Raw genomic sequence first — 24376 nt, 5'->3', positions numbered from 1 at the left:
GGGGGTGACTCAGATTTCCTCGGCGAGCACGGTCGAGGCGATGCGGAATGCGGAATTGGCATCGGGCACCCCGCAATAGATGGCGCTCTGCAGGATGACCTCCTTGATCTCGTCGATTGTGAGTCCGTTGCGGCGGGCGGCGCGGATGTGCATGGCGAGTTCTTCGTGATGGCCGCGTGCGATCAACGCCGTGAGAGTGATCATCGACCGGCTGCGCCGGTCCAGCCCCGGGCGCGTCCAAACCGTTCCCCAGGCATAGCGGGTGATGAACTGCTGGAACTCCTCGGTGAGGTCGGTGATGGCGGCATTCGCCCGGTCGACGTGGGCGTCGCCGAGAACCTCACGGCGGACCGTCATTCCGGCGTCGTAGGGGTCGGTGTACGGATCGGTCACGAATGGGCTCCTTCGAGATAGCGGTGCGCGCGCGTCACGACGTCGTCGACCAGGATGTCGGTGGCGCCGAGATAGTCCGGCGACGCCGCGTGTCCCGCCAGTCGTGACATCGTTTCCTGCTCGGTCAGAATGCCTTGGGCCGAGACGAGATTGGCGGCGGCGCGGTCGGGATGAAACTGTAGACCGGTCAGCAACTGCGCGGCCTGGGCGGCGGCGGTGACGGTGTGACGGCTCAGGGTGCGCAGCGTCGACCACTCGGCGTGCCACCCTCCGTCGGAGCGCTCGTCGATGCTCGCCGCCGACGCGGCATGCAGGGTCGCGGCGAGGCCCGGTGCGACGAGTGCGGCCCGTCGGAGCAACACCGTGAGGACGGGATTGTTCTTGTGCGGCATCGTCGATGACCCGCCACCGCCGCCCTCGGTGAATTCGCCGATCTCGGGACGTCCGGCGATCGCCAGATCACCTGCGAGGTGCCCCCACGCGTCGCAGCAGGTCACCAGCGCGTCACCGATGCGGGTGGTGGTGGCGCGCGTGGTGTGCCACGGCGGTGAAGCTGCCAGACCCACGGTGCCTGCCGTTGCGGTCACCAGTGCCCGCGCGGCCTGCACCGAACCGGCCAATTCGACCGGCGCTGCGAGAGTGCCTGCGGCGCCACCGATCTGGACGGGAATCGGCGGGAGTGCGGCCAGGGAGTCGGCGGCGTCGAGGATGGCGGTGAGCCATACGCCGAACTTGCGTCCCGCGGTGCCCGGCAGTGCCGGCTGGGTCAGTGTGCGCGTCAGCAGGGGAGCGTCACGATGGGCCTCGATCAGTGCCTGTAGCGCCCGGACCTGCGTCCGCACCTGATCCTCGACGCGGCGCAGGACATCTCGCACACACATCATGAGTGCCGTGTCGAGAGTGTCCTGACTGGTCAGTCCCCGGTGCAGCCACCTTGCAGCGGTGTCGCCGGTGCGCGAGCGCAACAACGACACCAGGCCGCTGACGGGGTTGCCGTCGGCCTCGGCATCCACGGCGATGGTCGTGAGATCGTCCGCCCCGACGAGTGGACGGAGGTCCGCTGCTGCCTCGGCGGGTGCCACACCGTTGCTGACAAGTGCTGTCAACCAAGCATTCTCGACTTCGACGAGGGCACGAAAGAGCGCTTCGTCGCTCATCAGGTCCCCTGCGCGGTGATCGCCCGGCCAGAACAGATCGCTCAACGTCTACTGTCCCGGGTAGTGGAGGAAGACGGTCTCGTCGGCACCCTGTAAGCGCAGGTCGAAACGGAATCCGTCGGCGTCGGCCGCCGCGATCAGGGTGGCGCGCCGATCCTCGGGCACGCCGGCCAGGAAAGGATCGGCCTCGGCGAGCGGACCTGGCAGGTAGGCGCGGGTGAACAGTCGATGCAGCAGGCCGCGACCGAACACGGTGATCAGGAAGTATGGTGCGGCGCCGTCGATCGGTCCGGGTTGGACTGTGCTGAACGAATATTCGCCGGCGTCATCGGTGGCGCAGCGTCCCCAACCGGTGAAGGTCCACCCGTCTCGGCGAAGCGATCCGGCTCGCTGCACGACGGTGCCGTCGGCGTCGGCCTGCCAGAGTTCGAGCAGCACGTCCGGGATGGGTTGGCCGTGGCCGTCGGTGACGAGTCCGTGCAAGCGGATCGAGCCGGGGGAGCGTGGCGGCACCAGCTCGTTGTCGCCCTCGAAGGGCAGTGCGTACCCGTAGAACGGTCCGATGGTCTGAGCGGGTGTGGGCGGCAGCAGGGCGGTCATCAGTTCTCCTCGTCGTCGAGCGGGGTGCGATTGCTGCCGGTGAGCACGATGTCCCAACGGTAACCGGTGGACCATTCGTGACTGGTCACGTCGTGATCGTAGGCGGCGACGAGTCGCTCGCGTGCCTTCGCGTCGACGATCGACTGGTAGATCGGGTCGAAGGGGAACAGCGGGTCGCCCGGGAAGTACATCTGGGTGATCATCCGCTGCGTGAAATCGGTTCCGAACAGCGAGAAGTGGATGTGTGCGGGCCGCCACGCATTGTGGTGGTTCTTCCACGGATAGGGGCCGGGTTTGATCGTGGTGAAGCGGTAGTTCCCCTCCTCGTCGGTCAGGCATCGCCCGACGCCGGTGAAGTTGGGGTCGATCGGCGCGTGGTGCTGGTCCCGTTTGTGTATGTAGCGCCCGGCCGAGTTCGCCTGCCAGATCTCCACGAGTTGGCGACGCACCGGCCGCCCCTGACCGTCGAGTACACGACCGGTCACCACGATGCGCTCACCGATCGGCTCACCGCGATGCGCGATCGTGAGGTCGGCTTCGAGCTTGTGGACATCGCGTTCCCCGAACACCGGCGAGCACAGTTCGAGGGTCTCCGGATCGGCGTGGTGCGGGTCCTTGGTCGGATGGCGCAGCAGGCTGCTGCGATAGGGCGGATAGTCCAGACGCGGCTGGGTTTCCTCGATGCCGGCGTGCTGATATGCGGTCTCGATGGCGGTGATCTCACCGCTGATCTCCCGCTGGCTCGCCGACGCGCTGTCGGGGTTGGTGTTGAGGGCTGTCATGTGGCTCACAGTAGGTCGGTCGGTGTGAGCCGGGAAAGAGTAGGCTTCCGCTGAGCGGAAAGCGGGTGTCGTAAGGAGTCCTCATGGCCGGCAACACCTCGATCGCCGGGGCCACTGTCACCTCACGCGTCCTGGCGATCATCGGGGCGTTCGATGAGCGCCACCGAGTGCTCACGCTCAGCGAACTCGCCCGGCGGTCGGGGCTGCCGGTGGCGACGACGCACCGACTCGCGGCCGAACTCGTCGCCGGGGACGCGTTGGCCCGCCGTCCCGACGGCCGGTTCGTGGTCGGTCGACTCCTGTGGGAGGCAGGCCTGCGCGCACCGGTCACGGGCCGACTCAAGCAGGTCGCGGAGCCGTTCTTGCACGACGTCTATGCGGCGACGCTGGCGACCGTGCACCTCGCGGTTCGCGATGGAGCCCAGGTGCTCTACGTGGAGCGGATGGCCGGGCGTGCCTCGGTGCCGATCGTCAGCACCGTCGGCAGTCGGCTTCCGTTGCACTGCACCGGCGTCGGCAAGGTGCTGTTGGCGCACGCACCGGATGATATTGCCGCAGAATCGATGTCGAACCTGGTGCGGATCACCCCGCACACGATCACCTCGTCGGAGGTCCTCGCACGTCAACTCGAGGACATCCGGGCACGCGGATACGCCACCACCAGCGAGGAGATGTCGCCCGGAGCCTGCTCGCTGGCCGTGCCGGTGATACCGGTCAGCGATCCGACGTCGGTGGTCGCGGCCATCGGAGTCGTGGTACCCACGCTCAAACGGGACCGCAATCGGCTGCTCGCGGCACTGCAGGTCGCCGCGAGTGGTATCGGGAGGCAACTGTGATCGCCGTGCTCACGCGGGAACGGCACCCGGTACGTGTCTGTGCGCCATCATGGCAGGGTGACCTCGACGACGGCAGAGGTGCGGCAGCGACCGGCGATGGTAACGGTGGCCGGCATCGCCGTGCTGCTCATCGTCATTCTGCTCGCCCTGTCGGGCCGTTACGGGTACCACCGCGACGAGCTGTACTTCCGGGTTGCCGGTCAACATCCGGCGTGGGGGTATGTCGACCAGCCGTTCATGACGCCGATGCTCGCGCGTGTGGGAATCGCGGTGTTCGGGGACTCGCCGACGGGGCTGCGCGTCCTCCCGGCACTTCTCGCGGGGTCGACCGTGCTCATCGTGGCGTTGCTCGCGCGGGAATTGCGGGCCGGCTCGACAGCGCAGGTGCTGGCCGCCCTCACGGCCGCCGTCAGCGCGATGGTTCTGCAGGGTGGGCACATGCTGTCGACTCCCACCACCGACGTGCCGGCCTGGTTGGTGATCTCACTGCTCGTCGTCCGGATGCTGCGGTGCGCGCAACCACGCTGGTGGGTGCCGATCGGGTTGGTGAGTGGACTGGCGGTGGACAACAAACTCACGGTCGGGATTCTGCTCGGTGCCATCGCGGTGACGTTGCCCGTCGTCGGGCCGCGTGTCGTGCTGCGTTCGTGGTGGCTGCCCGTCGGCGCGGCACTCGCCGTTCTCGTGGCCCTGCCGACCATCGGATGGCAAGTGGTACATGACTTTCCGCAGGGACGGGTCGCGTCCTCGATCGCCGGCGATGACGGGTTCACCGATCGGGTGCTGTTCGTGCCGATGCAACTGGTGCTGCTCGGCCCGTTCATCGTGCCCCTCTGCGTGGCGGGGTGGTGCGCGCTCTGGCGCGATTCACGGATCCGATATGCCAGGCTGTTCGCTCCGGCCTACCTCCTGGCGGCCGTCGTCGTGATCGTGGCCGGCGGCAAGTTCTACTACACCGCAGGCCTTCTGCTCGTGCTCATGGCGGCCGGTGCGCAACCGGTGGTGGAGTGGGCACGCACGCCCACCCGACGGCGTCTGCTCGTCGCCGGGGCGATCGCCACCATCGTCTCCAACGCCGTGATCGCGCTGCCCGTGCTACCGGTCGGCCTGGTGGGAATCGTCAACCCGGTCAACAAGGAACAAGGCGAACAGGTGGCGTGGCCCGAGTTCGCCGCAGCGGTCGACAGCGTGTGGTCGGCGATCCCGGCCGACCAGCGTGAGCGCGCCGTGGTGGTGACCGCCAACTACGGGGAGGCCGGTGCGCTCGACCGCTTCGATCCCGGGCTGCCGGTGTATTCGGGACACATGAGCTACTACGACTGGGGCCCACCGCCAGACGCGCGAACCGGACCGGTCCTGCTGATCGATCACCTCGATGACACCGGACTCCGGGACCTCGTCGGATCATGTTCACTCGCAGCACGTTTCCGGAACCACGAGCACCTCGACAACGACGAGGATGGCGTCGGCATCTGGCGATGCAACCCGCTACACGAGCCGTGGGCGCAGGTGTGGCCGCGCTTCCGACACACCTGAGGGGTCTCCTCACGCATTGCCGTGTCGCAGAATCCATTCGATCAACGGCGTGGTGGTTCGCCAGTCGACCCGAACGTGGTCGACGAGATCGGCGGTATGGATGACCGGATCGAATCCGTAGTCCCGCATGACCGTGATCGTCTTGTGTCGCAGCAGATCGATCCGCGGATGATCCCGGTCGAATCCCCGCGGCGCGGTCTTGAGCTTGTCGCCGCCGACTTCCCAACCCGCGTCGGACAATTCATCGACGATCCGCTCCAGCTCGGTTCCGCTGCGTTCGTTGACGATCGCGGCGCGGATGGCGGTGAGCCGGTCGGCCGAGGTGTCGTAGATACCCCCGCCGACCCGGACCCCGGGCGCACCGATCTGCACGTAATACCCGGTGGCCGGGGCGACCGCGACGTACGCGCCCTGATGGGTCTTGTAGGGCGATTTGTCCTTGGCGAACCGCACATCTCGATACGGCCGGAACAGTTTGGCCTCGCCGAATTCCTCGGCGAGGTCTGCGGTCAGCGCAGCCATCGGTTCGGCCACGGCCGAGGAGTACGTGGCCTTGTGCGCCGTCCAGAACGCCTTCGTGTTGTCGATCTCGAGATCGTCGTAGAAGTCCAACGCAGCCTCGGGAAAACCGGTGAAGCCCATGACGTCAGCTTAGGGTGCCGACCGGGGTTGCGGTCGTCACAGCCGAGCGAGCTGGTCGATGTCGTCGAGAAAATCCGCCACCACGTCGGAGGCGACGGTCGCTCGCGTCGCCGAGAGGGCGTTGAGGTAGTCCGCGGTGGACGGACCGTCGGACTTGTCCGGCGCATCATCACGCAGAGCCCGCTCGAGTGCGTCCTGTGCTGCGCGCCGGGCGGCGTACTCGATGTCGGCAGGCGTCAGACCGTCGCTGGCTGCCACGAGGCGTTCCACGTCGACCCCGCGCGCCGCGGGCGGCAGATACCTGTTCCAGATGGCCGCCCTCGCCTCCCGATCGGGGAGACCGATCGGGATGACGTAGTCGAATCGTCCGTGCCGCAGGAACGCGGTGTCGAGCGCACGGATGAAATTCGTGGCACAGATCAGCAATCGGCCAGGACTGGAACGGAATTCGGGAATGAGTTTGAGTAGTTCGTTGGTCACGCCCTGTCCGGCGTGGGCCGGTTCGCCGGTGCGTCGGGACGCGATCTCCTCGACCTCGTCGATGAACACGACCACCCGATTGATCTCCGCGATTCGACCGAAGGTGTCCCGTAACCCCGATGCGAGCCCACCTCCGTCCACCGCCAGCCGAGAGGGGAAGACCTCGACGAACGACCAGCCGAGTCGCGCGGCGACCGCCTTGGCAAAGGTGGTCTTCCCGGTTCCCGGTGGCCCGAACAGGATCACCGCCCGCGGTGGCACGACGCCGAACCGCACGGCGAGATCGGGCCGGTCGAGCGGGGTGATCAGCCGCAGTTCGAGGAGTTCCTTCTCGCGGTGCATGCCACCCACCGCAGTCCACAGATCCGGTGGGAGAGTGTGGCCGCCCAGCTCACGGAGCACGGCGAGCTCATGCGCACTGACGGTGACCATCCGCTCCAGATAGCGCAGGTTCTCCCGTGCGGAGAAGCCCTCGCGCACATAGTCGTCGAAGCGCGCCTCGTCGCTGGACACGATCGCCGAGAGGCGGTCGAGCCCCAACGGTCCCATCTTGCGAGCCAGATGATTCACCAGCGCGCTCGCCACCGTCGAATCGTGACGGCTCGGTGTCACGCCGAAGAACACGATCCACCCCTGAGCATGCGCGGCCCGGCCGACGATCGCGCCGACGACGGTCTCGTTGTCGTCGACAGCCACCAGAGCATGATCCTCACGGCAGGACGCGAGCACCTCCGACAGCGAATAGACGGCGTCGGCCGGGCGCGTCACCGTCCTCTCCCAGAGATCGACGATCCCGTCGATGTCTCCGGGATGGAAATCCCGGGTGTGCGGTGGTGACGGTGTGGGGTCATCGCTGATCGTGGAACTCATGTTCTGCCTTCCGCTGTGTCGATGAATCGCCACAGCCTAGGGGTTACCCGCGGGTTGGACCAGCGAATTCCGAGGTGCCCGGAGAGTGGCATTCGTGCTGGTGGAGGGTGTCGCGACGAGGAGCCGGGCCGTCGACGATTTCGGTGGGACGGCCCCATGGGTCCAAAGATGTGCTCATAGTGGAGGTGAGGGCGGTGCCGTACGGGCACGCCCCGTTCGAGGAAGGATCACCGATGGCACTCGATGACGACGACATCACCACCTCCGGCCCCGGCGGTGAGGGACCGGCCGACGGCGGCTCCAACCCCGGTGGCCACGACGGCGGAGCGGACGGAACCGCCGGCGGGGGAGAGGGGCCTGCCGACGGCGGTTCCAATCCGGACGGCCACGACGGCGGCGCCGACGGCACCGCAGACGGTGAAGGTCCGGCCGACGGCGGCTCCAACCCCGGTGGCCACGACGGCGGGGCCGACGGAACTGCCTGAGCGACAGCAATGTTGGAACGCTGCATCGCGATCGACCCCGATGTCTTCGCCCGCGAGCATTGGGGTCGATCGCCGTTGCTGAGTCGCGCGGTGGACCTACCGCGCGACTTCGTCGACCTCCTCTCACCCGGCGCCGTAGACGAACTCCTCGCCGAGCGCGGCGTGCGCACACCCTTCATCCGCATGGCCAAGGAGGGCACGCTGCTCGCCCGCGAGAGATATGTGGGTCCGGCGGGTTTCGGGGCCGAGATGCCCGACCAGGTGGACTCGGCAAAGGTGTTGGCGCAGTTCGCCGACGGAGCCACGATCGTCCTGCAGGGACTGCACCGGCTATGGCCCCCGGTCATCGACCTCGTGCGCGGCCTCGTCGACGATCTCGGTCATCCGGTACAGGCCAACGCCTATGTGACCCCGCCCAGCAATCGGGGATTCGATCCCCACTACGACGTCCACGATGTGTTCGTTCTCCAGATCTCCGGCGAGAAACAATGGACCGTGCACGCACCGGTGCACCTCGATCCGGTCGACTCGCAACCATGGACCGACCATCGCGAGGACATCCAGCGGCGGACCGACGACCCGCCCGTCATCGACACCGTCCTGCGCAGCGGCGATGCGCTCTATCTGCCCCGGGGTTGGGTACATTCGGCCCGGGCGTTGGGCACCACGTCGATCCATCTCACCATCGGCACCGCCGCACTCACCGCGCTCGATGTCCTCGGAGCAGTGGTCGAACAGCTCACCGAACTTCGTGAATTACGCGAATCATTGCCCATGGGAATCGATCTCACCGATCCGGACGCGACTGCGGCGCTGGTCGGCAAGACACTGTCCGCAGCCCTCGAGGCGGTGCGGGACCGCTCCACGGAGATCGAGTCGGGGGCCGCCGAGATACTCGCCCACCGGCACGCCGATCGCACCCGGCCGGCGTCGGTACGTCCCCTCGCGACGGTGGAGGCGTTGTCGAACCCGGCATCGGTGGGAACGGTGCAGTGGCGACAGGGGCTGGCCGCAGTGGTGGTCGAGGTGGCCGGCCGCGTCGAGCTCCGCCTCCCGGATCGGACAATGAGCTTTCCCGGATTCTGCGCGGACGCTCTCGTCGAGGTGCGTCGCGGGACAGCGGTGCGCGGCGACCGGCTACCGGGACTCGACGCCGCCGACGGGGAGGTCCTGCTGCGTCGGCTGCTGCGCGAGGCGGTCGTCGCACCGACGCCCAGAAGTACTGAGACAGAACAAGAGTCATGACCGATCGCCGCCCGTGCAGTGATCAGTCCCTCGCTCGTGACGATCCGATGTACGGTACCGCGTCGGCGGGCTCCTCATGGCTGCTGCTCGAACTCTCCGGTCCGTGGGGGCCGTCGGCATTCCTCACCTCGCCGTCGGTCCTCGACCCCGACCTGGGACGCGCCATCGTGCGCCGCGTCGAGTCGGCGGGAATGCGGATCGTCGCGATCCGCAGACCGGGCCGACGACCACCGACACCTCGATGGCGGTGGTTCGTCGTCGACGCCCGCCCCGGACACGAATCGGTGCGTCGTGGTGAGGTATCGGGTCCGGCCGACTATGTGGACCTTGCGCTCAACGGGTCGGCCGGTGAGGTCTCCCGCGATCCCGTCGTCGCGGTCTGCGCCCACGGCAAACACGATCAGTGCTGTGCGGTGCGCGGTCGTGCCGCCACCGCCGCGATCGCCGAGGCCTATCCCGAATGGACATGGGAGTGTTCGCATCTGGGCGGTGATCGCTTTGCCGCGACGATGCTCGTGCTTCCGCACGGACTCTGTTACGGGCGGGTCGATTCGGCAACCGATCCCGCGATGCTGATCCGGCACTATACGGAAGGACGACTGGTTGACTCGTTGCTTCGTGGCCGTACATCACTGCCGCACGCGGTACAGGCGGCCCAGCATTTCGTGCGTGAGCAGACCGGCGAGGATCGCATCGATGCGCTCGAGCCGCTCGATGTCCGGCACGAGGACCACCGCATCATCGTGGCCCTGACAGGTCCGCACGGACCGATCGAGGTCGTGCTCACCGAACACCTCACCGACCCGCTGTACTCCAATTGTTCTGCGCGCGTGGCGGGTCGGGTGCGCCAGTTCGTGCTGGTGTCGATCGCCGGGCTGTCGTCGGAGAGCTCAGATGCCGGCGAGTTCGCGTGACTCGCCGAGTTCCATCGTCTCCAGTGGTGTTGCGGTCAGCGAGTTCTCACCCAAGAACATGCCGGTCGTCGACTTGCCGGCATCGCTGAGCATCAGGTCATGAATGGCGATGCTGCGCTGCGGTTTCACCGCCCGCACATAGTCGATGGCCTGCTCGGTGGAGATCCACGGTCCACTGACCGGTAGGAGCAGGGTGGTGATCGGTCGTCCGGGGTTCAGGTAGGCGTCACCGGGATGGAAGACGGTGCCGTCGATCAGGAAACCGATGTTGTCGACCACGGGGATCTCGGGATGGATCACTGCATGATCGGTGACGAATGCCTCGACCGTGAATCCGGCGATGTCGAGGGTCTGATCGGTCGAGATCGCATGTACCTGGTCGGCGACCTCGGAGAGGGGCTCGGCGATCGAGGCCGGGCCGTACAACTGCAGCTCGGGGTGATCACGCAGGGCCGCAAGGATCTTCTCGGCATCGAAGTGGTCGAAGTGCTCGTGGGTGATCACGACGGCGTCGGCGTCGGCCAACAGTTCCGCGGCATTCGGCGTGAAGGTGCCGGGATCGACGAGGAGCGTCGAGCCGTGATCGGTCACGGTGATGGTGGCGTGGGTGTGCTTGGTGAGAAGCATGACGACCTCCGATGATCGGAAAGCTGGTGGGACTGCCATCGACACTACTGTCGTGGAGGAGGTTGTCGAGTCCGGGTCCGGCCGTACAGGGCAGGGACGCGATACGGACAAATACCTCGAAAAGGGTTAGGGTGAACGCTTTTTCGTCATCGCCGGCAGTATGTCCGACTGACGTCGGGCACCGTCGGTTGTGAGAGGATCAGACGATGGGCGACACGGGCGACGGACGGCGTGTCCGACCCGGTCGCGCAGGTCGGACCCGAGGCCGTCGAGGACCGGTGACGATCCTGTTCGGCCTACTGATCCCGGTGGTCGTGACGGGGTGTCTGATCGCCGGGGGGATCAGCATGGTCACCGCTGCGACGACATGCGCAGGAGAACCGATGACCACCACCGAGGAGTGTGTGCACTTCGGTCGGGAAGGTGAGGAACTCATCGACAAGGGCGATCCGCTTCCGCCGCACGCCTCCAATGTGTCCGACCGGAGTCACGAGGCCAGATCGAATCGGGTGTTCGGCGGATTCCTGATCGCGATCGGGGTGGGCTTCGGTGCCTTCTACCTGACGGCGGTGGGTCGCCCGCTCGTGCAAGCATATCGGCGGCGGCGCAAGCGAAGGGGCTGACGGTCCGCACAGAGCACAGAGCACCGAGCGCCGGTCCCGGCCGATGGTCGTGACTTCTATGTCGGGAAAGCGTACTTTACGATCCGTTTACCTTTGGTGACATCGTCGACCTATCACCGGCCTAATCTCACCACTGCGTACACCGTCGGTACGCCTTGTTCAGTGAGAAGAAACAGTTCGCGTGCCGGGAGGTTCGATTTGTCCACCGAGGTCACCGACGCCATCACCACGATGGCGTCGGTCAACAACGAGTTCTTCTACTGGGTCTCCATCGCATTGATGATGTTGATCCACGCCGGGTTCCTGGCGTACGAGGTGGGCGCCTCGCGGTCGAAGAACGTATTGGCCACCGCCATGAAAAACCTGCTCGCCTTCGCCACCATCGTGGCCTCGTTCTACTTCGTCGGGTGGTTCCTCTACAACGCGATGCCCAGCGGTTTCATCGAGTTCAGCGATGCCGCCAAGGCCGCGCTTCCGTGGAGCGACAACATGGGACCCAACGTCGAGGACTCGGCCAGCGGCATCTTCTGGGGTGCGTTCGCCCTGTTCGCCGCGACGACCGGCTCCATCATGTCCGGAGCGGTGCTGGAGCGAATCCGCACCAGCGCATTCCTCGTTCTCACCGTGCTCGTCGGCTCGGTGGTGTGGATCATCGGCGCGGCGTGGGGTTGGCACGGCGCCGGCTGGATGCTGACGAAATTGGGGTTCCATGACGTCGGAGCTGCCGGTTGTGTGCACATGATCGCCGGATTCGCCACTCTCGGAATACTTCTCAACCTCGGTCCACGCATCGGCAGGTTTCGCGCCGACGGGTCGGCGGTCACCATCCGACCCCACAATCTGCCTCTGACGATGCTCGGCCTGATGTTGATCTTCACCGGATTCTTCGGCTTCCTGATGGGCTGTGTCATCTACGGGCCCGGCGGTTACGCGACGATCTACGGAAGCCCGACCACGTTGTCCGCGTTCGCCTTCAACACGTTGATGGGTCTGGCCGGTGGCATCATCGGCGCCTACCTGACCTCGCGCGGCGAGCCGTTCTGGACGATCTCCGGCGGGCTGGCCGGGGTGATCGGCGTCGCGTCGGGCATGGATCTCTATCACCCGGCACTGGCGTTCATCATCGCCCTGGGTGCAGGAGCGTTGATCCCGTTCATCGGAAAACTGTTGGAGAAGTTCAAGATCGACGACGTCGTCGGTGCGGTCTCGGTCCACGGGGGTATCGGATTGTATTCGGTGCTCATGGCCGGGGTGTTCCTGGCCGGCTACCCCAACACCGACGGCAACCCGTCGATCTCGTTCTGGGGACAGGTCGTGGGCGCGCTGACCTTCGTCGCGCTCGGCTTCATCCCCGCCTACCTCGTGTCCCTTGCCCTGAAGAAGGTGGGGATGCTGCGCATTCCACCCGAGGTGGAAGAGCAGGGACTCGACCTCACCGAGGTTCCCGCCACGCCGTATCCCGAGGGCATTCCGGTCACCGTCATGCGCACCACCGACGAGTTGCTCGTCGCCACCGAGGAGGTCAAGTAAATGTTCAGTCCCATCGAGTCCTACGACGGAGCCTCTGTGGTGTTCACCTTCGGCGGGTTCTCCGTCGGGGTGTGGATCGTCTTCGTGCTCGCGGTGCTCCTGTTCGTCGCCTTCTTCGTCCGCATGGTGCGTCACGAGAATCACGCGTACAAGTCGATCATCGAGAACACGCCCGTGGAGAAGGGGCCGGCGGCCGAGGGAGAACCGCCGGCCTACTGACCCTGAGGCCCGTCGTCAGCCGGCCGGTTCGTCGACGATTCGGTAGTCGGCAGAGGTTGCCCCGTGCTCGGCCGTCGCGACCACCAGGACCAGCGCGCCGTAGGGGTCACGCCACGACGAGTGGGTGCGGCGTAGTTCGGCGGTCGGCACTTGTGTTGTCGCCGTGAATGAATGGTCGTCGCGGTCGACCTCGACCGCCGAGCCGTCGACGAACACCTGCACCATCGGGGCATCGGTGCTGCCGGTGACCTCGATGACGGTGACGTCGCCATCGCCGCGAGCTGTCGCGGTCATCGTGAGTTCGGGGGCGGCACCGGCGGCGAGGGTTCCCGGCCGGGTGAGTGCGGGCAGCTCGGGGGTTCGCGGTGGCGCCGTACGCCGACTGGTCCGGTGCTCGAAGGCCCACCCGTAGGCGAGCAGCGCGTTGTCGGTGTAGGCGCGGCCGGCGAACGTCAGGTTCACCGGCATGCCGATATCGCTCATCGTCCCCATGGTGACGTTGACCGTCGGAATGCCGTAGTGCCTGATCATGGTGTTGCCCGTCGACACCCACACCCCGTTGGCCATGGCGTGATCGTGGGCCTGCGGGTCGGTGTCGGCATCGGCGGTCCCGACGTCGAGAGCCGACGGGAACACCAGGGCATCGAGCCCCAGCTCGTCGAGCCAGTCCTCGAAGTCGATGCGGCGCAGTTCTTCCAGGCCCCGCACGCCGTCAGCGAGGTCGGGGATCTCGGTCAGCGGTGTGATGCCTTGCGCTGCGCGGTGGGGGTACTCGCTGATATCGAGGTTGTAGCGTGCGTAGTAGCCGTCGAGCGGGTCGGGGATCGCGCCGTCGGGTAGCGGGAAGATCAGCTCGCCCTTGACATCTTCCAGGCGGTGCAGAGCCGGATCACCGGTGGCCTGCAAGAAGTCATCCCACGCCCAGGTGGTGAGATCCCACATCTCGGCGTCGAAGAAGCCGGCAGGCAGGATGCCCCGCGCGTAGCCGTCCTGTGCGCCGGGACGGTCGAGTTCGTAATTGGTCAGCGCCGGGAAGTCGACGTCGACCACCGTGGCACCGGCGGCCTCGAGATCGGCGCGGGCTCGCTCCCACAGCTGCAGCACCGACGGCCGCGGCGTGATCGGCCACCCGGCCTGATCGTCCTGCCCGAGAATGATGCGTGGTACACCGAAACGTTTGCCGCGCAACGCGTCCCCGTCGCGCAGGTCGAGGTAGGAAGCAGGCCGAACCTGGGATGCGGCGGGCAGGTTGACCCACGGCTGGGTCCGCCAGAAGTCGCCGCGGGTCTGCGGATCGTCGTCGACCAGCACGTCGAGCAGCGCCAGCATGTCGTCCATCGTGCGGGTGTGCGGCACCACCTCGTCCATGGTCGGTGTCAGCGGCCAGTTACCGCGAACCGAGATGACACCCCGGGAGGGGGTGTAGGCGGCCAGCGCGTTGTTGGACGCCGGCGACCGTCCGCTCGACCAGGTTTCCTCGCCGAGGCCGAAGGCGGCCATGCTCGCCGCCGTCGACACGCCCGATCCGTTCGACGACCCCGACAGGTACGCCGCCGCGAGATAGTCACCGTTGTAGGGACTTTCGGCCCGGCCGTAGACGCCGCGCTGCATGCCTCCGTTGGCCATCGGCGGCATGTTGGTCAGGCCCACACAGATCGCTCCGGCCGCGCGCAGTCGCTCAATGGTGAAGGCGTCGTCGCCCGCGATCAGGTTCTCGAACGCCGGAGAACCCGCCGCCACCGACAATCCCGCAACCCGGTAGCTGTCCTTGGCGGTATAGGGAATCCCGTCGAACGGGCCGAGTGTCTCACCGCGAGAACGTCGTTCGTCGGAGGCTCGAGCCTCGGCGAACATGTCCGGATTGAGCACCGGGACCGCGTTGAGTGCGGTGCCGTGGTGATCGTAATACGCGACGCGGTTGAGGTAGGCGGCGACGAGCTCGACGGCGGTCACCCGGCCCTGCGCGAGTGCCCGGCTCAGCTCGGCGATCGACGACTCCACCAACGGCGGAGTCTGTGTGCGCGGAGTGCTCTCCAGACGGCTGGTCATCACAGATCCCCGACGGCCGGCTGCTGCTGAGTGATGCAGTGGATTCCGCCGCCACGCGCCAGGATCTCCCGCGCGTCGATGGTCACGACTCGTCGTCCGGGATACACGGAGGCGAGGATCTCGGCGGCGCGCTCGTCGGCGGCGGGTTCGCCGTAGCCGCAGGCGATCACCCCGTCATTGACGACGAGATGGTTGATGTAGCTGTAATCGACGAATCCGGTCTCGTCGCGAATCGCGTCGGGGGCGGGCAGGTCGACGATGTCCCATTGGCGCCCCGCTGCATCGGTGGTCCCGGCGAGGAAGTCCCGGAGCTCGCGCATCACGACGTGGTCGGGGTGTTCGGGGTTGGGCTGCTGGTGCAGGAGCAGCGTGCCGGGGGAGGGGATGGTCGCGACCATGTCGACATGTCCGCGGGTGCCGAAGCGCTCGTAATCGCGGGTCAGACCGCGTGGCAGCCAGATCACGTTATGCGCGCCGATCGTGCGGGCGAGTTCGGCCTCGACGGTCTCTTTGGTCGCGTACGGGTTTCGGCCGGGATCGAGCTGCACGGTCTCGGTGACCAGGACGGTGCCCTCGCCGTCGACGTGGATCGCGCCGCCTTCCTGGACGAGCATCGAGCTGATGACCGGCACACCCGCGGCTTCGGCGACGACGCGGCCGATGCGGCGGTCGTTTTCCCACTCGGCCCACTCCTGGGCACCCCAGCCGTTGAAGGTCCAGTCCACGGCGGCGAGGTGGCCCGCACCGTCGGTGACGAAGGTCGGACCGATGTCACGCATCCAGGCGTCGTCGAGTTCGGCCTCGATGATGTCGATGGATGCGGTGAGCATTGTGCGTGCGCGGGTGGTTTCGGTCGGGTCGACGACCACCGTCACCGGTTCGAACTCGGAGACCGTGTTGGCCACCGTACTCCAAGCGGCGTAAGCGGTTTCGGCGTCGGCGGCGCTCTCGGCGAGGGTGGTGTTGGCCCTCGGGAAGGCCATCCACACACGGTCGTGCCGAGCGGTCTCGGCGGGCATGGTCCACGACACTTGATGTTCCCCTTGCTGGTCCGATATTGATCTAGTGGTCAATAACTGTCGAGAGTAGGCGGTGCTCGCTGCGTGCGTCAAGGGTTTCCGGGAAATATTGATGGGATGATCAATAGCTATTGACTGCGTGATCAACAAGATCCATGATCGCTGTCACACCCCGACCCGTCGGGTCGCGGATCGAACCAGCCGAGGAGCGCCGCCATGACGCCTGCACCATCCGAGCCCGACCAACCCGACGGCGCCGAGGTGATCGCGGACCCGACCGACCGGGTCGGGAGGATCGAGGAGTCCGGCGTCGACTTTCTGCCGGAGAGTCAGCGAGACTCCAACCCCCGCAACGTGTTCGCCGTCTTCGCCGGAGGCAACCTGGGCTGGACGATCGCCGTGTTCGGCTGGGTCTCGATCCAACTCGGACTCGACTTCTGGGGAGCTGTGATCTCGACCGTCGTCGGCACGCTCATCGGGACCGTCGTCGTGCTGCCGCTGGCCGGCGTCTCGCCGCGTACCGGAACCAACATGACCGTTTCCAGCGGGGCCTTCTTCGGCATCCGGGGCCGGCTCATCGGATCGGCGCTTTCGCTGGTGATCGCCATCGTCTTCGCCGCCATCACCGTATGGACGAGCGGCGACGCTCTCGTGGCAGCAGCGCATCGCCTGGTGGGTCTGCCGCAGAACCCCGTCATGCTGGGGGTGGGGTACGCGGTGGTCTCGGTCGTGATCGTGGCCGTCGCACTGTTCGGCCACGCCACCATCGTGGCCATGCAGAAGTTCCTCGTACCCGTGGCCGCGGCGGTCTTCGTGCTCGGCTTCGTGGCCTTCGCGCCGACCTTCGATGTGCACAGCGCCACCGGACATTTCGCGGTCGGCGGCTACTGGTCGACGATGGTGCTCTCGACGGTGCTCGCCACCGCCGGACCGATCTCCTACGCGCCGATCATCGGCGACTACACCAGGCGGATCTCGATCAAACGCCACAGTGATTCCTCGATCCGTTGGGCATTGTTCGCGGGCTTGATGTTCGGCACGCTGCTGCCCGCGGTCCTGGGCGCCTTCGCGGGATCGGCGATGACGGTGAACTCGGGGGAGTTCATGGCCGACCTGGTGTCGTCGTCGCCGTTCTGGTTCCTGATCCCCATCCTGATCGTGTCGATCGCGGGTGGTTTCGGTCAGGGCGTGATGTGCATCTACGCGACGGGACTCGACCTGGAGACCTTCTTCCCCCGGCTCAAGCGGGTCCACACCACGGCGCTCGCAGCCGCAGTGGCGGTCGCCCTGCTCTACGTCGGTGTGTTCGTCCTCGACGCCGTCGATGCGATCACCGCCGCGACGGTGGTGGTCAACGCGGTGGCCACACCTTGGGCTGTCGTCATGGTCGTCGGTGCGCTGCGCACCCGCGCCTATGACCCCTACGACCTGCAGGCATTCGCTCAAGGACGCCCTGGCGGACGGTACTGGTTCGTCCGCGGCTGGAATCCGGCAGCCGTCGCGGCGTGGGTCGGAGGTTCGGCCTTCGGATTGCTGAGCGTGCAGACGGACCTGTACTCGGGGCCCCTCGCCGACATCTTCCGGGGCATCGACCCCAGCGCGATCGGGTCGGGCGTGGTGGCCGCGATCATCTACCTTGGACTGGTGATGATGTCGCGACAGCGTATGGAGGTTCTCGACGCCCCCGCCCTGGCGACTCCGGCTGGACCGGAGCCCGCATGAGCAGGTCGTCGAGTGCGGTCCGACCGCGCGCCGCGCGCAAGTCGCCCGAGGAGCGCGCGGAGGAGATCCGTTCGGCTGCATGTGAACTCGCCCGCAGTGACGGACTCCCCGTGCTGACCCTACGGTCGGTGGCCGCCCGGATCGGTGTCGCCCCGGCGCTCGTGGCCCACTACGAGCCGAGTATGGACGAACTCGTCGCCGCCACCTTCACCACCGTGACCACCGCCGAGGTCGACGAGATCGCCGAACTACTTGCCGAGGCGCCGTCCGCCACCGACAAGCTCCGTCGACTCGTCGCGACACTGCTGGAACCCTCGCGCGACGACGTGACCACGGTGTGGGCCGACGCCTTCAGTCTGGGCCGCACCAACGACTCACTCGCCGCCGCGGTGCGCGCCGTGATGGACACCTGGCAGGCGCTGGTGGTCGGGGTGATCGAGGAGGGCGTCGCGTCGGGAGAGTTCACCACCGATGAGCCAGCTGATGTGGCATGGCAGTTCCTCGGCATGGTCGACGGTGTCAACGCGCACGCCCTGGTGCACTATGCCGGAACACCCGACCGCGGGCGCCTCGTATGCCGCGCCCTGGAGAACGAGCTCGGCCTCGCTCACGGCACGCTACGAATCCAGAGCGGAATGTCTTCGGAGACAACCGAGTAGGTCTGCACTAGCGTGCTCGTGCCGAACGGATCGTTGTCGTGGCGTTGGCCGTGGCCACGATCGTTCCGCTCGGAGTGAGCAATTCGCAGGCAAGGAACGCGATGGTGTTGCCCTTACGAACGATGCGGCCGCGACCGACGAACTGGCCGGGTTGCGCAGGTGCGAGGAATTGGACGTGCAATGAGGCTGTCGGTGCCCACTGATCTGGCCCGAGTGTGGCGACGAGAGCAGGTCCGAGAGACCACGCAAACCTCGCCTTGAGGACAACTTACAAGCACGTTTAGCTCCGCTTGGCTCGTGCTGAGGGCAGTTCTCAAGTACGCCACGGCCGCGGCGAAATCCGCGTCAGCCCGACCGAACAGGTGGACTTCAGCCCCGGGCACGCAGTGGGCGACCGCGAACCGGTCCAGCATCATCCGCTGACCGCCGATCGGACCGCCGCAACGGCGCGGGGTCGTGGGGGAAAGCGCTACCTGGTCTCCAAGTTGCCGGCGTACTTCTTGACGTATTCAGGACTGCGCAAGGCCGAATGCGCCGGGTTGGAGATTCAGGACATGGAGTTCACCACACGCCCTGGTCAGCCGACGCGTTGCGTGGTGCATGTCCGCCGCACCAAGGACAGGAAGGGCGGGCAGTGGGTGACGAGCACCCCGAAGTCTCGCAAGTCTCGGCGGTCGGTTCCTCTACCGCCCTGGCTCGCGGAGAAGATGCGCGCCTACGTTGCCGAGCATCCCCGCGCCGACGAGCCGACAGCGCCGTTGTGGCCGTCGAGGAAGAACGGCGGACGCCGAGTGAAGGGTGAGCGCACGATAGCCGAGCTGGATTGGTCGCAGCCGCCCGAGTTGGGGACGTGGTTCGAGACGATTCTTGCTCCGGCGCTGGTTGAGTGCGGTTTGCCGGTAAGTTGCCTGGTCGTAATGGCCAGCCCGCGCAGCGAGGCGTCAGGTTGCACGACTATAGCCGCCACACGTTCGCCACCTTGCAGTTTTCGGCGGGTGTCCACTTCATGCAGGTGTCGCAATGGCTCGGTCACGCGCACTACAGCCTGACCCTGGACACCTACGGCGACTGGATACCGAGCGAGGACGGCGGCGCGCTTAACAACCTCCCCGAGCCCGCCCCGGCTCGCGCGTTGACGGTGTCCGAGCCGTCCAACGTCGTCCAGTTATTCGACGGAGATCAGGGGGTTAAGAGATGCTCCTCAACTTGCGTTGTGCCGAGAGGTGAGAGTACTGCGACTCCGCCGCTGTACTCGATCATGCGTTGTGAATGGAGTCGGGTGAGAACCCTACGGTAGTTCGGCAAACGGTCTTGCTCGAGCCAGTCTGCTAGATCTGTTTCGGAAACTGGACCAGTCGACGAGTAGATCAGAAGCAAGGTACTGTCCGACAAGCTCATACCGGGCTTCAAGATCCGACGTTTGCCGTTGATCTCCCATACCAGTGGATTTGTGCGCTCCACTATTGCCGTGATCGTATCTGATGCTTCATTGACCGAAACACTGTGAAATATTCTGACGAGTTCAGCCATGATCCACTGGACTGCGTGGAGAACGTACTCCGCGTCCATTTGATTCGCGTCGACGTCACCACCGACGTGCCCAACGCCCCTGCGATTACGGATGTCATACAGCCCAACGAGAACGCGGGGAATCGTCATCCGTACCGAGTCGGAGAATTGGGACTGGTTCTCGAGGGATTCGCATGCGCGCTTGAAGTTCCGCGGCTTGGATGCGGACTTTGGGTATGAACCGCTTGTATATCCTTCGAGGATCGAATACACGATTTCACAGAACCGCCCTCCGTTCAGCTCGCTCGCTTCCCATCGGCTTTCACGGTAATTGGTTGTGACCTTGTCGTACTCGGCCAGCAATTCAATGCGAAGGGGAGCAGGAAGATGGCCGAGTGTCTGATCGCGACTGATCACGCGCTATGGCTTCTTCTTCGGAAGGTCGTGCTCTACGAAGTTGCGTCCACTCCAAACCACTTCAATCTTGGACATATCCTTAGTGTCGAGCCAACCCCGGCTGCCCGTCTGATGTAGATTATTGTCGGGATTGGCTGGTGATCGCCATTCGACAGCTCTGAAGGCGGCGATTACTTTTCCTATGGTGACCTGTTCTTTTAGGTAATCGGTCAGGTAGTATGCTGCGACAAGCGCTTTCTCGTTATTGCTGGTGGGCGACTTCTCGGCCGCAAAGTCTTTGAACGACTTTTCCCCATCCGGCGCAAAGTTAATATCTTTTGGGACCTCGAAATTCGCCTTCTTTGCCCCGGCCTTCCTGCTAGTGGCCTTCTTCGCAGGCTTGACCTTTTCCGCTGGAGCTTCTCGTTCTACAGCATCGCCTGAGTCGCGTGGCGGTGGTGGGGTCTGTCGAGAGACTGGGGCCGGACCGTTTGCGAATACTGTCGAGCTGAGTATCCCGAACGCCTGGGCGCGCAATTCTGCATCGTCGAACTTCTTGACTGCCTCGGCGATCCGGTCCATCGCCGTGATCGCGGAGTCAAGATCTTGCTTCTCGGTCACTGAGGTCGCCTTTGTCTTGCGAGTCTGTATTGACGCAGATTCTAGGCGGATGAGCTTACCGGGCTATTCGCGCCACGCCGTGTGGGTAGCGCGGGGGCTACATTGACACCGTTCGGACGACACCCAGGTAGCAGAAAACCCCTGCTGAACAGGGGTTTCATAGTGCCCTCGGTGAGACTCGAACTCACACTGGACGGGTTTTGAATCCGTTGCCTCTGCCAATTGGGCTACGAGGGCATACAACTGCGTCGAGCTGCGAGAGACGAGTCTAGTAGATCGGCCGAGCAGCGATCCAACCGGTACGCTTCCCCTCATCGTCCGTCGTGCGCGACGGGCGTGGCCTGGGTGTTCACGCAGGTCGATCGCTCGACGTGGAGGAGGGGATGGTGACAGTGGTGGACAGTGCGCCGGTGACGCCGGACGGAGCGCAGGTGGGCCACAAAGTTCTCGTGGCCGAGGACGACTCGCTGATCCGGATGGACCTCATCGAGATGTTGCGCGAAGAGGGCTATGACGTCGTCGGTGAGGCGCCCAATGGTCAGGCGGCCGTCGAGCTGACCGAACAACTCGCCCCCGATCTGGTGATCATGGACATCAAGATGCCCGTCCGGGACGGAATCGATGCGGCGGGCGAGATTGCGAGCAAGCGTCTGGCCCCGGTGGTCATGCTCACGGCGTTCAGTCAGCGCGACTTCATCGAGAAGGCCCGCGAGGCCGGAGCGATGGCCTATCTGGTGAAGCCGTTCACCAAGGCCGATCTCGTGCCCGCCATCGAGGTGGCGGTGAGTCGGTATCAAGAACTTCGCGAACTCGAGAAAGAGGTCGCGTCGATGACCGAGCGTCTCGAGACCCGCAAACTCGTCGAGCGGGCCAAGGGTTTGTTGATGGAGAAGCAGTCGTTGTCGGAACCTGAGGCGTTCAAGTGGATTCAGCGCGCGGCGATGGATCGCCGTACCACGATGAAGGCCGTGGCGCAGGTCGTGGTGGAGACACTCGGTCCGCAGGAGTGACCTCGACGGGTCGTTCGTTAAATCTCTGAAACAAGCTCGATGCCGATCTGCGCGGTTTCGCTCAGTTACCCCGCGCAGGTCGGTCGTCGGGTCTATGTTCCTCTCAGGATCTACGGGGTAGATCTCCCGGCGACGCCGGGCGGGCGGATGAGAGGCAACAAGTATGCGACGTCGAATGGCGACCGCAGCGATCGCGGTGACACTGACGGGAATCCTCGCAGTCTCGGCGTGTAGTAGTAAGTCCACTGATTCTGGGTCCGGTACGAGTGGCTCGTCGGCAAGCAATTCGGGTTTGACGATCTCGGCTCTCAATCAGATCAACACCGAGGGCAAAGAGGTTCCGCCGGCCGCGGAGTCGGCGGCACTGAACCCGGCCCAGCCCGGCGGCGCCAAGTGCGATCCGTCGACCATCGCCATGGCCGGCGCCCTCACCGGCGCCAACGCGGCACTCGGTATCAACATCGTCAACGGTGCACAGCTGGCCGTCGATCAGCACAACAAGGCGAACCCCGACTGCAAGATCACCTTGAAGCGCTTCGACACCGAGGGAGACCCGCAGAAGGCGACCCAGGTCGCCCCGCAGATCACCAACGACAACTCGATCATCGGCTTGATCGGTCCGGCGTTCTCGGGCGAGACCAAGGCCACCGGCGGCATCTTCAATCAGGCCGGTCTGGTGTCGGTCACCGCCTCGGCCACCAACGCCGCACTGACACAGAACGGCTGGAAGACCTTCTTCCGCGGGCTGGCCAATGACGATGCCCAAGGCGCGGCAGTCGGCAAGTACCTGACCAACACCCTGGGCAAGAAGAAGGTCTGTGTCATCGAGGACGACAGCGCCTACGGTGTCGGCCTGGCCGCGGTGGTGACCAAGTCGCTCGGCTCGGCTGCCGACTCGGACTGCTCGGGCAACGTCAAGACCGGTGAGCGCGACTTCTCCGCGATCATCTCGAAGGTGACCGCCGCGAGTCCCGACGCCGTGTTCTACGCCGGGTACTACGCCGAGGCAGCACCGCTGGCTCAGCAGCTGAAGTCGGCCGCACCCAATGTGACCTTCGCGTCCGGTGACGGCACGAACGATCCGCAATTCGTTGCCCAGGCCGGAGATTCGGCCAAGGGTGCCTACCTGTCGTGCCCGTGTGGTCCGGCGCCGGCAACGCTGGCCAAGGAGTACCAGGCGGCGTTCAACCAGGCCTCCGGCGTCTACTCGGTGCAGGCCTACGACATCGCCTCGATCATGATGAAGGGCATCGAAGAGGGCAACACCACGCGTCCGAAGTTGCTGGAGTTCATCCGGACCTACAAGGGCCAGGGATTGGCCGGCCCGTACTCGTGGACACCGGACGGCGAGCTCTCCTCGTCGCTGATCTGGGTCTACGAGGTCAAGTAAGTCCGACACATCCGGTGCGCCCGGCCACCGTCCGGTGGTCCGGGCGCACCGCATGTTGCTGCTCTCATCCGGCTGAAGGGGAGGAAACGTGAGCACACTCTTCGCGGCGGCCCAGACGACCACCGACGTGGCGTCGACCATCGGCTTCGACGTCCACTCGCTCGTCGACGGTTTCTGGGGTCTGACCATCGAGGGATTGACCTATGGATCGGTGTATGCGCTTGTCGCAGTGGGTTACACACTGGTCTATGGCGTATTGAGACTGATCAACTTCGCGCATTCCGAGGTGTTCATGCTCGGCATGTTCGGCACCTATATCGGCCTGCTCATCATGGGTTTCAGTCCGTCGGGCAACGTCTACGCCGAGGGCACGCTGATGACCGTGGTGTATCTCGCGCTCGCGGGGCTGTGCGGCATGGTCGTGGCCGGCGGTGCCGCCGTGGGACTGGAGTTCGTCGCGTATCGACCACTACGACGTCGCAATGCCAAACCACTGGCGTTCCTCATCACCGCCATCGGCATGTCGTTCGTGCTCCAGGAGTTCGTGCACTACGTGCTGCCCAAGGTGCCGGTGGACCCGCCGCTGGGCGGATCGAGCGCACAGCCGACGATCCGGCTGGCCCAGGCTGTCGAGGAGTTCACCATCTTCGGTGCGCCGGTCACCAATCTGACGATGGTGATCATCCTGTCGGCGATCGTGTTGGCGCTCGGCACCGATTTCATGATCAACAGGACACGGTTGGGACGCGGTATCCGGTCGGTGGCCCAGGACCCCGATGCGGCCCTGCTCATGGGGGTCTCGCGGGAGCGAATCATCCTGGTCACCTTCTTGATCGGCGGCCTGCTCGCCGGCGCCGCAGCACTGCTCTACACCTTGCGAGTACCGAACGGGATCATCTTCAACGGCGGATTCATCCTGGGCATCAAAGCGTTCTGCGCCGCGGTGCTCGGTGGCATCGGCAACGTCCGCGGCGCACTCCTCGGCGGCCTGCTGCTCGGGGTGATGGAGAACTACGGGTCGGTGGTGTTCGGCAACCAGTGGAAGGACGTGGTGGCCTTCGC

General features: G+C 65.5%; 24 protein-coding genes, 1 tRNA gene and 1 pseudogene. 13 read left to right on the top strand and 13 right to left on the bottom strand.

Going from position 1 to position 24376, the window contains the following annotated elements:
• Positions 1–9: 9 nt before the first annotated feature.
• Genes pcaC through pcaH form a run of 4 tightly spaced genes read right to left on the bottom strand, consistent with a single transcriptional unit; the run spans position 10 to position 2932 of the window.
• Positions 10–393, bottom strand: a complete 384-nt coding sequence (gene pcaC / locus B1964_RS12900; RefSeq protein ID WP_014360284.1) for a 4-carboxymuconolactone decarboxylase — start codon at positions 391–393, stop codon at positions 10–12.
• Positions 390–1595, bottom strand: a complete 1206-nt coding sequence (locus B1964_RS12895) for a lyase family protein (protein WP_079930040.1) — start codon at positions 1593–1595, stop codon at positions 390–392. Before B1964_RS12895 ends, pcaC begins: the two co-directional genes overlap by 4 nt.
• Positions 1596–1598: 3 nt before the next feature.
• Complete coding sequence (pcaG, locus tag B1964_RS12890) at positions 1599–2150, bottom strand: protocatechuate 3,4-dioxygenase subunit alpha (protein WP_014360282.1); 552 nt, start codon at positions 2148–2150, stop codon at positions 1599–1601.
• Entirely contained in the window at positions 2150–2932 is a 783-nt protein-coding gene (pcaH, locus tag B1964_RS12885; RefSeq protein WP_014360281.1) for a protocatechuate 3,4-dioxygenase subunit beta, read from the bottom strand. The genes pcaG and pcaH overlap by 1 nt, the downstream gene beginning before the upstream one ends.
• An 83-nt stretch (positions 2933–3015) precedes the next feature.
• Here pcaH and B1964_RS12880 point away from each other — a divergent pair, with 83 nt between their 5' ends.
• Positions 3016–3768, top strand: coding sequence for an IclR family transcriptional regulator (locus tag B1964_RS12880; protein ID WP_014360280.1), 753 nt, complete (start codon positions 3016–3018; stop codon positions 3766–3768).
• 57 nt (positions 3769–3825) lie between these two features.
• On the top strand, positions 3826–5304 hold the full coding sequence (locus B1964_RS12875) for a glycosyltransferase family 39 protein (RefSeq protein WP_079930039.1): 1479 nt from the start codon (positions 3826–3828) through the stop codon (positions 5302–5304).
• Between the two features lie 9 nt (positions 5305–5313).
• Here the strand turns inward: B1964_RS12875 and B1964_RS12870 are convergent, their stop codons facing one another.
• Positions 5314–5946, bottom strand: coding sequence for a DUF2461 domain-containing protein (locus B1964_RS12870; RefSeq protein ID WP_079930038.1), 633 nt, complete (start codon positions 5944–5946; stop codon positions 5314–5316).
• Positions 5947–5982: 36 nt separating this feature from the next.
• Positions 5983–7296, bottom strand: a complete 1314-nt coding sequence (locus tag B1964_RS12865) for a GNAT family N-acetyltransferase (RefSeq protein ID WP_238534702.1) — start codon at positions 7294–7296, stop codon at positions 5983–5985.
• A 233-nt stretch (positions 7297–7529) separates the two neighbouring features.
• On the opposite strand from B1964_RS12865, the gene B1964_RS12860 reads away from it, so the two are divergent.
• From B1964_RS12860 to B1964_RS12850, 3 genes are read left to right on the top strand one after another with little or no spacing between them, the layout of a single operon-like run.
• Positions 7530–7781 carry a hypothetical protein gene (locus B1964_RS12860; RefSeq protein WP_043456518.1) on the top strand — a complete coding sequence of 84 codons (252 nt, stop codon included), beginning with the start codon at positions 7530–7532 and terminating at the stop codon, positions 7779–7781.
• 9 nt (positions 7782–7790) lie between these two features.
• A complete protein-coding gene (locus B1964_RS12855) occupies positions 7791–9026 on the top strand; it encodes a cupin domain-containing protein (protein ID WP_079930037.1) in 1236 nt (411 codons plus the stop codon).
• Positions 9023–9940, top strand: a complete 918-nt coding sequence (locus tag B1964_RS12850) for a sucrase ferredoxin (RefSeq protein ID WP_020170987.1) — start codon at positions 9023–9025, stop codon at positions 9938–9940. The genes B1964_RS12855 and B1964_RS12850 overlap by 4 nt, the downstream gene beginning before the upstream one ends.
• Here the strand turns inward: B1964_RS12850 and B1964_RS12845 are convergent.
• On the bottom strand, positions 9917–10606 hold the full coding sequence (locus B1964_RS12845; RefSeq protein ID WP_231386657.1) for an MBL fold metallo-hydrolase: 690 nt from the start codon (positions 10604–10606) through the stop codon (positions 9917–9919). The genes B1964_RS12850 and B1964_RS12845 overlap by 24 nt on opposite strands.
• A 239-nt stretch (positions 10607–10845) precedes the next feature.
• On the opposite strand from B1964_RS12845, the gene B1964_RS12840 reads away from it, so the two are divergent.
• The 3 genes from B1964_RS12840 to B1964_RS12830 all read left to right on the top strand — a co-directional run bounded on the left by B1964_RS12840 (position 10846) and on the right by B1964_RS12830 (position 12939).
• Positions 10846–11190, top strand: coding sequence for a hypothetical protein (locus B1964_RS12840; protein ID WP_020170989.1), 345 nt, complete (start codon positions 10846–10848; stop codon positions 11188–11190).
• Positions 11191–11388: 198 nt separating this feature from the next.
• On the top strand, positions 11389–12720 hold the full coding sequence (locus tag B1964_RS12835; protein ID WP_006369645.1) for an ammonium transporter: 1332 nt from the start codon (positions 11389–11391) through the stop codon (positions 12718–12720).
• Positions 12721–12939: a hypothetical protein gene (locus B1964_RS12830; protein ID WP_006369644.1), complete on the top strand. Its 219-nt coding sequence runs from the start codon at positions 12721–12723 to the stop codon at positions 12937–12939.
• Between the two features lie 15 nt (positions 12940–12954).
• Here B1964_RS12830 and B1964_RS12825 read toward each other — a convergent pair whose 3' ends face one another.
• Positions 12955–14988: an amidase gene (locus B1964_RS12825; RefSeq protein ID WP_172398834.1), complete on the bottom strand. Its 2034-nt coding sequence runs from the start codon at positions 14986–14988 to the stop codon at positions 12955–12957.
• Complete coding sequence (locus B1964_RS12820) at positions 14988–16019, bottom strand: agmatine/peptidylarginine deiminase (protein ID WP_079930035.1); 1032 nt, start codon at positions 16017–16019, stop codon at positions 14988–14990. The genes B1964_RS12825 and B1964_RS12820 overlap by 1 nt, the downstream gene beginning before the upstream one ends.
• Before the next feature lie 204 nt (positions 16020–16223).
• On the opposite strand from B1964_RS12820, the gene B1964_RS12815 reads away from it, so the two are divergent.
• Complete coding sequence (locus B1964_RS12815) at positions 16224–17729, top strand: cytosine permease (protein ID WP_079930034.1); 1506 nt, start codon at positions 16224–16226, stop codon at positions 17727–17729.
• The gene (locus tag B1964_RS12810) at positions 17726–18388 is read left to right on the top strand and encodes a TetR family transcriptional regulator C-terminal domain-containing protein (RefSeq protein WP_079930033.1); all 663 of its coding nucleotides are present in this window, start codon (positions 17726–17728) and stop codon (positions 18386–18388) included. The genes B1964_RS12815 and B1964_RS12810 overlap by 4 nt, the downstream gene beginning before the upstream one ends.
• Before the next feature lie 7 nt (positions 18389–18395).
• Here B1964_RS12810 and B1964_RS12805 read toward each other — a convergent pair.
• The 4 genes and pseudogenes from B1964_RS12805 to B1964_RS12795 form a co-directional block, all read right to left on the bottom strand.
• A pseudogene (locus tag B1964_RS12805) lies at positions 18396–18602 on the bottom strand (PaaI family thioesterase); the annotation flags it as partial.
• Between the two features lie 965 nt (positions 18603–19567).
• Positions 19568–20314, bottom strand: a complete 747-nt coding sequence (locus tag B1964_RS30420; RefSeq protein ID WP_172398833.1) for a hypothetical protein — start codon at positions 20312–20314, stop codon at positions 19568–19570.
• A 3-nt stretch (positions 20315–20317) separates the two neighbouring features.
• On the bottom strand, positions 20318–20914 hold the full coding sequence (locus B1964_RS30010) for a hypothetical protein (protein WP_139765719.1): 597 nt from the start codon (positions 20912–20914) through the stop codon (positions 20318–20320).
• A gap of 163 nt (positions 20915–21077) precedes the next feature.
• Positions 21078–21151 (bottom strand) — tRNA-Leu (locus tag B1964_RS12795).
• 146 nt (positions 21152–21297) lie between these two features.
• Here B1964_RS12795 and B1964_RS12790 point away from each other — a divergent pair.
• The 3 genes from B1964_RS12790 to B1964_RS12780 all read left to right on the top strand — a co-directional run.
• A complete protein-coding gene (locus B1964_RS12790; RefSeq protein ID WP_079930031.1) occupies positions 21298–21924 on the top strand; it encodes an ANTAR domain-containing response regulator in 627 nt (208 codons plus the stop codon).
• A gap of 163 nt (positions 21925–22087) precedes the next feature.
• Positions 22088–23314, top strand: coding sequence for a branched-chain amino acid ABC transporter substrate-binding protein (locus B1964_RS12785; protein WP_079930030.1), 1227 nt, complete (start codon positions 22088–22090; stop codon positions 23312–23314).
• Between the two features lie 88 nt (positions 23315–23402).
• On the top strand, positions 23403–24376 hold a 974-nt coding region (locus B1964_RS12780), incomplete at its 3' end, for a branched-chain amino acid ABC transporter permease (protein WP_079930029.1).

Source organism: Gordonia sp. i37, assembly GCF_002043085.1.
Lineage (GTDB): Bacteria > Actinomycetota > Actinomycetes > Mycobacteriales > Mycobacteriaceae > Gordonia > Gordonia polyisoprenivorans.
This window is presented reverse-complemented; position numbering and strand designations above follow the sequence as displayed.